General features: G+C 30.3%; 10 protein-coding genes and 2 riboswitches. All 10 genes read left to right on the forward strand.

From position 1 onward, the window contains the following. The first annotated feature begins 111 nt into the window (after nt 1-111). Nucleotides 112-1,131: a molybdopterin-binding protein gene (locus NSA58_RS11445; RefSeq protein WP_039680409.1), complete on the forward strand. Its 1,020-nt coding sequence runs from the start codon at nt 112-114 to the stop codon at nt 1,129-1,131. Nucleotides 1,132-1,168: 37 nt separating this feature from the next. Further along, nucleotides 1,169-1,768, forward strand: coding sequence for a molybdenum cofactor guanylyltransferase (gene mobA / locus NSA58_RS11450; RefSeq protein WP_039680408.1), 600 nt, complete (start codon nt 1,169-1,171; stop codon nt 1,766-1,768). Then, nucleotides 1,767-1,903, forward strand: a riboswitch (molybdenum cofactor riboswitch). Its footprint overlaps the gene before it by 2 nt. Before the next feature lie 141 nt (nt 1,904-2,044). Further along, complete coding sequence (locus tag NSA58_RS11455) at nt 2,045-3,250, forward strand: molybdopterin molybdotransferase MoeA (protein WP_074080065.1); 1,206 nt, start codon at nt 2,045-2,047, stop codon at nt 3,248-3,250. A gap of 11 nt (nt 3,251-3,261) precedes the next feature. Then, on the forward strand, nt 3,262-3,765 hold the full coding sequence (gene mobB, locus NSA58_RS11460; protein ID WP_039680406.1) for a molybdopterin-guanine dinucleotide biosynthesis protein B: 504 nt from the start codon (nt 3,262-3,264) through the stop codon (nt 3,763-3,765). 40 nt (nt 3,766-3,805) lie between these two features. Then, nucleotides 3,806-4,783, forward strand: a complete 978-nt coding sequence (moaA, locus tag NSA58_RS11465) for a GTP 3',8-cyclase MoaA (RefSeq protein WP_074429666.1) — start codon at nt 3,806-3,808, stop codon at nt 4,781-4,783. A 13-nt stretch (nt 4,784-4,796) separates the two neighbouring features. Next, on the forward strand, nt 4,797-5,231 hold the full coding sequence (locus tag NSA58_RS11470; protein ID WP_039680404.1) for an MOSC domain-containing protein: 435 nt from the start codon (nt 4,797-4,799) through the stop codon (nt 5,229-5,231). A gap of 1 nt (nt 5,232) precedes the next feature. Beyond that, nucleotides 5,233-5,724: a MogA/MoaB family molybdenum cofactor biosynthesis protein gene (locus NSA58_RS11475; protein WP_074429665.1), complete on the forward strand. Its 492-nt coding sequence runs from the start codon at nt 5,233-5,235 to the stop codon at nt 5,722-5,724. Between the two features lie 107 nt (nt 5,725-5,831). After that, nucleotides 5,832-5,948, forward strand: a riboswitch (molybdenum cofactor riboswitch). Nucleotides 5,949-6,113: 165 nt separating this feature from the next. Next, entirely contained in the window at nt 6,114-7,949 is a 1,836-nt protein-coding gene (locus tag NSA58_RS11480) for an aldehyde ferredoxin oxidoreductase family protein (protein WP_039680402.1), read from the forward strand. 94 nt (nt 7,950-8,043) lie between these two features. Beyond that, nucleotides 8,044-8,268: a MoaD/ThiS family protein gene (locus NSA58_RS11485; RefSeq protein WP_039680401.1), complete on the forward strand. Its 225-nt coding sequence runs from the start codon at nt 8,044-8,046 to the stop codon at nt 8,266-8,268. 4 nt (nt 8,269-8,272) lie between these two features. Continuing rightward, the coding region (locus tag NSA58_RS11490; protein WP_257560484.1) for a HesA/MoeB/ThiF family protein at nt 8,273-8,937 on the forward strand (665 nt) is incomplete at its 3' end.

An 8,937-nucleotide genomic window follows, 5' to 3' on the forward strand; every position in this document is an offset into this window, starting at 1 on the left:
GATCTATGAACTATAGCTTAAAACCAAACTTCAAAGCTTTAGGACCAGTTTTAGGTAAGAAGATGGGAATGTTTGCAGGTGCTTTAGGTAAATTACAAGCTAATGAAAATAATGAAAGAAATAAAAACAAAAGATGCAGTAGGTCACGTTTTATGCCATGATATAACACAAATAGTTAAGGATAAGGTAAAGGGAGTCGCTTTTAAAAAAGGCCATGTAGTAAAAGAAGAAGATATAAATACTTTACTATCTCTAGGTAAGGATCATTTGTATGTATGGGAAAAAAGAGAGGGCATGCTTCATGAAAATGAGGCAGCAATCATATTAAGAGATATATGCAAAAATGAATATATGGAAGAATCAGATGTAAAAGAAGGAAAGATAGAACTTTTTTCAAGTATAAATGGTTTATTAAAAATAAATATCGATAAGCTTAGAGAAGTAAATTCTCTTGGTGAAATGATGATAGCAACAAGACATGAGAATTTTCCTGTAAAAAAGGGAGATAAATTAGCGGGGACAAGAATAATACCATTAATAATAGAAGAAGAAAAAATGAAAAAAGCACAAGAGCTATGTAGTGACGGTCCTATACTTAGTATTAAGCCTTTTGTACATAAGAAAGTTGGTATAGTAACGACTGGTAATGAGGTATTTTATGGCAGGATAGAAGATACTTTTGGGCCCGTAATTATGGAAAAAGTAAAAGAATTTGATGTGGATGTGCTTGGACAAACTATTGTGAATGATAACCCTGAAAATATAACAAATGCAATCTTAGAATTTATTTCAAATGGAGCAGATATGGTTTTATGTACAGGAGGAATGAGTGTTGACCCTGATGATAAAACGCCAAAAGCAATAAAGGATACAGGGGCAGATATTGTTAGTTATGGTGCGCCAGTACTTCCAGGAGCAATGATGTTAGTATCATACTATAAAGGGAATATACCAATTATAGGGCTTCCAGGATGTGTTATGTACGCTAAAAGAACAGTATTTGACTTGATTTTGCCTCGCGTTATGGCGGATGAAAAAATTACTAAAGATGATTTGAGCAAATTAGGCTTAGGTGGTTTATGTTTAAACTGTGATGTATGCCACTATCCAAATTGTGGATTTGGTAAATGAGTATAGAAATTTTTAATGGAGATTTAGAGGTGATACTGTGGACATAGGAGCCTTAATACTTATGGGTGGACAAAACAGCCGTATGGGAGGAAATGTAAAAGGACTTTTAAAAATAAATGAAGTAACTTTTTTAGAACAAATAGTAGGTGTCTTGGAAGGTTTTTCCAATATATACTTATCGGTTAACAAAAAGTTTTCTTCAGAAGAAATTAAAAAATATGAAGAAATGGGATTATCAGTTATAGTAGATATCTACGATGATATTGGCCCTATGGGAGGAATGTATTCATCTCTTAAAAACTGCAAAGAAGATTATTTATTTATAACAGCATGCGATATGCCTTTTATAAATAAGGAGTTAATAAATGAGTTACAAGCAAATATGAAAAATAACATAGATATAGTACTTTTTTCTAAAAATAGATTATTATATCCTTTGGGTGCTATATATTCAAAAAATGTAATTCCTTATATGAAGGAATTGATAGATAATAAGGAATACAAGCCTTTAAAGTTAATTCGTAATAGTAATTTTGTTGAATTATTATTGGAGGATACAGATTTATCAGACGATGTTTTTAAAAATATTAATACACCAGAAGAGTATGAACAATTAATTAAATGTTACAATAAATAAAATTTAATATTCTCAAGCTAACATATCTAAGGATTAAGGTCTATGATATCTAGCCAGGCAAATTATATTGCCTCGGGTTAATATGGAAACATGCTAGCCTTCCATTGTTTGAAAAGAGAATTTATTTTTAGTTAAAGAGGTATTTATGACTTTAGCTTTATTTAACTATGTTTTCTTTTTAAATATAAAGATGACATAGTTTTTTATTGTTTTAATTTAGAAATATATTAAAGATAGCAGATTATATTAGAATCAGATATAAGAAGGAGATTATCTATGGAGAATATTGAGTTAGAACTTGCTTTGCAAATTATAGGTGAGTCAGTGAATCAAATAAGTAATACAGAAAAAGTAAATATAGAAGAAGCTAGGGGAAGAATAATAGGACAAGATATTTATGCACCAATAAATCAACCGCCTTTCAATAGATCGCCCCTTGACGGATATGCATTAAAATCAGAAGATACATTGGGTGCAAGCAAAGACAACCCAATTAAATTAAAGGTTGTAGATGAGGTCTTTGCTGGTGGTGACATAAATACTATATTGAAGAATAAGCAAGCTATTAGAATAATGACAGGTGCTGAAATACCAGAGGGGGCAGACTGTGTAATTAGACAGGAAAGCACTAATTATGATATGAATGAAGTTGAAATCTATTCTGAACTAAAAAGATACGAGAATTATTGTTTTGCTGGTGAGGACGTAAAAAAAGGAAGTAAACTGATTTCTAAAGGTGAAAAATTAACATATATACATATTGGCTTATTAGCTGTTATGGGAATTACACAAGTATTAGTACAAAGAAAACCAAAGGTCGGAATAATTAGTACAGGTGATGAAATTATTAGTGTCGGTCAAACTTTAGGCAAAGGAAAAATTTATGATAGTAATAGAGTTGCTATTTCAATGAGGCTTTTGGATTTTGGATGTGAAATAGTTAGTTCTAAGATTATATCAGATGAAGTCCATTATGTAAGTGAAGAAATATATAACTTAATAGATAAAGTAGATGTAATTATAACTACAGGAGGAGTTTCTGTTGGTAAAAAAGATATAATGCATGAAGTTATAAAAACAATAAATGCTAACAGATTATTTTGGAGAGTTAAGATGAAACCGGGAACACCTGCAATATACTCTATTTATAAAAACAAACCAATAATATCCTTATCAGGTAATCCATTTGCAGCTATAGCTACTTTTGAAATCATGGGAAAAGAATTAATTTATAAATTAACTGGAGATATAGATTTAAAACAAATAAGAGTAAAATCTATTATGGAGGATGATTTTCTAAAGTCTAGTAAAGGAAGAAGAATTGTAAGAGGAATTTATAAAAACAATAAAGTTTATCTACCTGAGGGAGGACATTCGCCAGGTATGATGTCTTCTATGCTAGGATGCAACTGTTTGATAGATATAAAACCTGGAACAAAACAGCTTTTAAAAGGAGATGAAGTAGATATTATACTTATATAGGAGAGGTTAATATGGGCAAGAAACCATTTTTATTAGCAATTAGCGGGTGTAAAAACTCTGGTAAAACTACATTAATTACAAAACTTATACCTAAGCTTTGTGAAAAAGGATATAAGGTTGCCACTATAAAACATGATGGACATGATTTTCAAGGTGATGAAGTTGGAACAGATACATATGAACATAAAAAAGCAGGAGCTTATGGCACTGCTATATTTTCTAATAATAAATTCATGATAATAAAAGAAGAAAAATCTGTTGATGAGACATATTTTATTAAACTATTTCCTGAAGCTGATATTATCTTATTAGAAGGATTTAAAGCTTCTGACTATCCTAAATTAGAAATTGTGAGAAAAGGAAATTCAAGCAAATCCGTATGTAGTAAAAAAAACTTAATAGGTATATTATCGGATTTAAAGGTTATAGACGGAAATTATAATATAATAGATTTAAATAATATAGACTTTATAACTGAAAAAATACTAGATTATATGAAAAGTTATGAGCAATAAATAGATTCATAAAAATTTAATCTATAAGTGGGGGATGTTTATGATAGATAAACTAAATAGAAAAATAGAGTATATGAGAATATCAGTTACAGATAGATGTAATCTTAGGTGTGTCTACTGTATGCCGGAGGAAGGTATAGAAAATATTTCTCATGAAGAAATTTTATCTTATGATGAGATTATCAGAATTTGTAAATGTATTGCAAATTTAGGAATAAAGAAAATTAAAATTACTGGAGGTGAACCTTTAGTAAGAAAAGATATAATTGATTTAATAAAAGAAATAAAAGGAATTAATGGTATAGATGAAGTAACTATAACAACTAATGGAGTGTTGTTATATGAAATGGCAGATCAATTATATGAAGCAGGAATAGATGCGATTAATATAAGTTTAGATACTTTAAATAGAGACAAATTTCTTAAGATAACAAGACGTGATAAATACGAAAATGTTTCTATGGCAATAGACAAGCTTATTGATTTAGGTGTAAGGGTTAAAATAAATTGTTTAGCAATAAAAGAAAATAATTTATCAGAAATAGTTAAAATAGCGGCTTATTCTAAAAATAATAATATAGATGTAAGATTTATTGAATTAATGCCTATAGGATACGGCAAAAATTACACAGGAATTTCGAATGAAGTAATACTAGGTTTACTAGAAGATGAGTATGGTTCATTTAAAAAAGTAAAAGAAAAGAGAGGAAATGGCCCAGCAGTATATTATAAAAACGACAAATTTAAAGGATATATTGGTTTAATTAGTGCTATTAGTAATGAATTTTGTGAAACCTGTAATAGAGTAAGACTTACAGCAAATGGATTTTTAAAATTATGCTTGCATTATAATAAAGGCATAGATTTAAAAGAGCCTATAAGAAGTGATATTACAGATAAAGAGTTAGAAAACATGATATACCATGCCATAAGAAACAAACCACTAGGGCATAACTTTTATCATGATAGTAATATAGAAAATGTAGAAAATAAAAATATGGTACAAATTGGGGGATAAGGAGAGAAGAACAATGGGAAAAATTATTGCGGTATGTCTAAGTGAAAAAAAAGGTGTACAAAAGAAAAGCGTAGATGAGGGAATTTTTATTGAAGATTTTGGTATACAAGGAGATGCTCATGCTGGTAAATGGCATAGACAAGTAAGTTTACTATCTCATGAAAAGGTTGTAGCTTTTAATGAATTGGGAGCAGGTGTCAAGTCAGGAGCTTTTGGAGAAAATTTAGTTGTAGAAGGATATGACCTTAGAACCATACCAGTTGGAACTATATTTAAATGTAATGATGTAATTTTAGAAATCACTCAGATAGGTAAGAAATGTCATCAAGGATGCGAAATATTTAAGAAAATGGGTGATTGTATAATGCCAAGAGAAGGTATATTTGCAAAAGTGTTGCATGGTGGAGTAATAAAACCAGGTGATGAAATTTTAATAGAGGGAGAGTAGTATGTATAGAGTAGGAATAATAACAGCTAGTGATAAAGGATCAAAAGGAGAAAGAGTTGATGAAAGTGGTCTACAAATAAAAGAAATAGTTTCTAGTTTTGGATACCAAGTAGTTTATTACAAAGTATTACCTGATGATAAAGATACAATTTCAAGTGAAATGAAACAACTTTGCGATGAAAATAAGGTAGATTTAATTTTAACTACTGGAGGAACAGGTTTTTCGAAAAGAGATAATACTCCTGAGGCAACATTAGAAATAGCTGAAAAACTTGTACCAGGAATATCAGAAGCAATCAGAAGTTATAGCATGCAATTTACAAAGAAAGCAATGCTTAGTAGAGGAGTATCTGTTATAAGAAAAGAAACCTTAATAATAAATATGCCAGGAAGTCCGAAAGCTGTAAAAGAAAGTATGGAATGCATAATGCCTGCTTTAAATCATGGTATTGATATATTAAAAGGATCTGCTAGCGAATGTGCAAGAAAATAACTAAATTTTTTGACATGTCTAATTCCTTGCTGAGGATAAGGTATTAAATAAATATTCGAAATATATTGACAATTAAAAATATATGTACTACATTTAAAGTATAAAGTGAATATGAAATTCTCCGATTTTACCAAACCTAAGGTCTATCTATGGTTAGTAAAACAGTAGGGTATAATTAGAAATTTTTATGCCTCCCAATGGAAAGGAGATAGTAGAATTATAATACTGTCTATTTTCCAAATAGAATTTATTTGTGTGAAAAAGCCATCATTTAAAAGGTATTATAATACTTTTTACATGATGGTTTTTTATTTTAGATCTCAAGTAATGGATAAGAAGTCATAACTGGTTTAGCAAAAAATATTAAATAAGTTTAAGGGGGAAATGCTATGAATGGATATGTTGGAAAAGTATTAAGAGTTAATTTCTCTACTCAGGAAGTTAAAGTAGAAGAATTAAACTTAGAGTTAGCTCAAAAGTATATAGGGGCTAGGGGATTAGGTGTAAAAACTTTTATTGACGAGGTAGATCCTAAAGTAGATCCATTGAGTGAAGATAATAAATTAATTATAGCTACAGGACCATTGACAGGGGCTCCAATGCCAACTTCAGGAAGATATATGGTTGTAACAAAAGCACCTTTAACAGGTACTATAGCTATATCAAATTCAGGTGGTAAATGGGGAGTTAAATTTAAATCAACTGGATACGATATGATAATAATGGAAGGCAAATCAGAAAAGCCAGTTTACTTATATATAGATGATGAAACAGTAGAAATTAAAGATGCTGAAAAATACTGGGGAATGGTATCTTCTGAAGTAACAGATGCATTAACAGAAGCACATCCTGGAACAAATGTAATGTGTATTGGACCAGCGGGAGAGAAATTATCACCAATGGCAGCAATAATGAACGATGTGGATAGAGCTGCTGGTAGAGGCGGAGTTGGAGCTGTAATGGGTTCTAAAAATGTAAAAGCAGTAGTAGTTAAAGGAAGTAAAAAAGTAGAAGTAGCTGATTCTGAATTGGTTAAAAAAGTAAATGCTGATAAAGTCAATATATTAAAAAATGACCCAGTTGCAGGTGGAGGACTTCCTACTTATGGTACCGCTGTACTTGTTAATATAATAAATGAGAATGGTATACATCCAGTTAGAAATTTCCAAGAATCTTATACTGAAAAAGCTGATTTAATAAGTGGAGAAGCTATGACAGAAAATTGTTTAGTTAAAAAAAATCCATGTTATAGATGTCCGATAGCTTGTGGTAGATGGGTAAAATTAAATGATGGTAGAGAAGTTGGAGGACCGGAATATGAAACTTTATGGTCTTTTGGTTCAGACTGTGATATTTATGATTTAGATGCAATAAATAGAGCTAATGAGCTTTGTAACGAATATGGGTTAGATACAATTTCTGCAGGTGCTACGATAGCAGCGGCTATGGAGTTATATCAAAGAGGATATATAAAAGATGAAGAATTAGTAGCTGATGGATTATCTCTAAATTGGGGAGATGTTGAATCAATGGTTGCTTGGACTAAAAAGATGGGACTTAGAGAAGGATTTGGAGATAAACTAGCTGAAGGTTCATATAGATTATGTGAAAGTTACAATGCAACTCAATATTCAATGACAGTTAAGAAACAAGAATTGCCAGCTTATGATCCAAGAGGAGTAAAAGGCCATGGTATAACTTATGCTGTAAATAATAGAGGTGGATGTCATATTAAAGGATATATGATAAATCCAGAAATACTTGGAGTACCAGAAAAATTAGATAGATTAGCACTAGAAGGAAAGCCAGCTTATGCTAAGGTATTCCATGATTTAACTGCAGTAATAGATTCTATGGGACTTTGTATATTTACTACATTTGGACTAGGACTTCCTGACTATACAGAAATGTATAATGCAGTTTGTGGTGATATTTATACTCCAGAGACATTATTAGAAGCTGGAGATAGAATATGGACATTAGAAAAAATATTTAATATAAAAGCAGGCATAGATAAATCTCAAGATACATTACCAGAAAGATTATTAAATGATCCTATAGTTGCAGGGCCAACTAAGGGTGAAATATATGAATTAGATATATTATTACCTGAATACTATAGTGTTAGAGGATGGGATGAAAATGGAGTTCCTACTGAAGATACACTTAAAAAATTAGGATTAGATGAATACATTGGTAATATTGAGGCTGGAGCAACTTGCTAGCCATTAATATTATAAATTGACAGACTTGGACTATAATTTAAGGTAATAACCCCTAATATATTTAGGGGTTATTACTGTTGAAGGAGGTGAATTTATGGAAGTAGAGGTAAGATTATTTGCTACTTTCAGAGAAGGTAGAGAGAAAAAACAAAAAATAAAAATAAATGAGAATACAACCATATTAGATATTATCAATATATTAAATATAGATGAAAATGAAGTGGCAATTATGCTTTTAAATGGAAGAGATGGTAACAGTGATAGAATGTTGAATGATGGGGACGTTATATCAATATTTCCACCTGTTGGAGGAGGTTAAGGATATGAAAAAAAGATACTTAAGAAATATATCAACTCTTACACCTGATGAAAATGAAAAGTTAAAAGATTTTAGAGTTTGTATAATAGGTTGTGGTGGCTTAGGTGGATATATAGTTGAAATGCTGGCGAGAATAGGAATTGGTCACTTAACTGTTGTAGATATGGATATATTTGATGAAAGTAACTTAAATAGGCAAATTCTTTCAACTGAAAGGAATTTGGGGTATAGCAAGTCAAAAGAGGCTAAGGTTAGGGTTAATAATATAAACTCAGATATAAATGTAACCATAATAGAAGACGGATTTAGTGAAGAGAATGGAATGGAAATAATAAGACATCATAATGTAGTAGTTGATGCATTAGATAATATTGAAAGTAGATTTTTACTTCAAAAATATTGTAAAAAATTAAGTATACCATTAGTACACGGAGCTATAGGTGGATGGTTTGGGCAAGTATGCACAATTATGCCTGGTGATGATACATTAAATAAAATATATAAACGTGATTATGTTGGAATAGAAAATAAACTTGGAAATCCATCTTTTACTCCTGCTAATATAGCATCTATTCAGGTAAGTGAAGTGATTAAAGTTTTATTATCAAAGGGGGATATTTTGCAAAATAAAATGCTTATTATAGATCTTTTATATAATGAGTTTAATAT

It is taken from the genome of Terrisporobacter muris (genome assembly GCF_024621905.1).
GTDB lineage: Bacteria > Bacillota > Clostridia > Peptostreptococcales > Peptostreptococcaceae > Terrisporobacter > Terrisporobacter muris.

Bases quoted from the DNA above. Each gene is read 5' to 3' on its own strand.
- NSA58_RS11445 (WP_039680409.1), top strand. From the start codon at position 112: ATGAAAGAAATAAAAACAAAAGATGCAGTAGGTCACGTTTTATGCCAT.
- NSA58_RS11455 (WP_074080065.1), top strand. From the start codon at position 2,045: ATGGAGAATATTGAGTTAGAACTTGCTTTGCAAATTATAGGTGAGTCA.
- mobB (WP_039680406.1), top strand. From the start codon at position 3,262: ATGGGCAAGAAACCATTTTTATTAGCAATTAGCGGGTGTAAAAACTCT.
- moaA (WP_074429666.1), top strand. From the start codon at position 3,806: ATGATAGATAAACTAAATAGAAAAATAGAGTATATGAGAATATCAGTT.
- NSA58_RS11470 (WP_039680404.1), top strand. From the start codon at position 4,797: ATGGGAAAAATTATTGCGGTATGTCTAAGTGAAAAAAAAGGTGTACAA.
- NSA58_RS11475 (WP_074429665.1), top strand. From the start codon at position 5,233: ATGTATAGAGTAGGAATAATAACAGCTAGTGATAAAGGATCAAAAGGA.
- NSA58_RS11480 (WP_039680402.1), top strand. From the start codon at position 6,114: ATGAATGGATATGTTGGAAAAGTATTAAGAGTTAATTTCTCTACTCAG.
- NSA58_RS11485 (WP_039680401.1), top strand. From the start codon at position 8,044: ATGGAAGTAGAGGTAAGATTATTTGCTACTTTCAGAGAAGGTAGAGAG.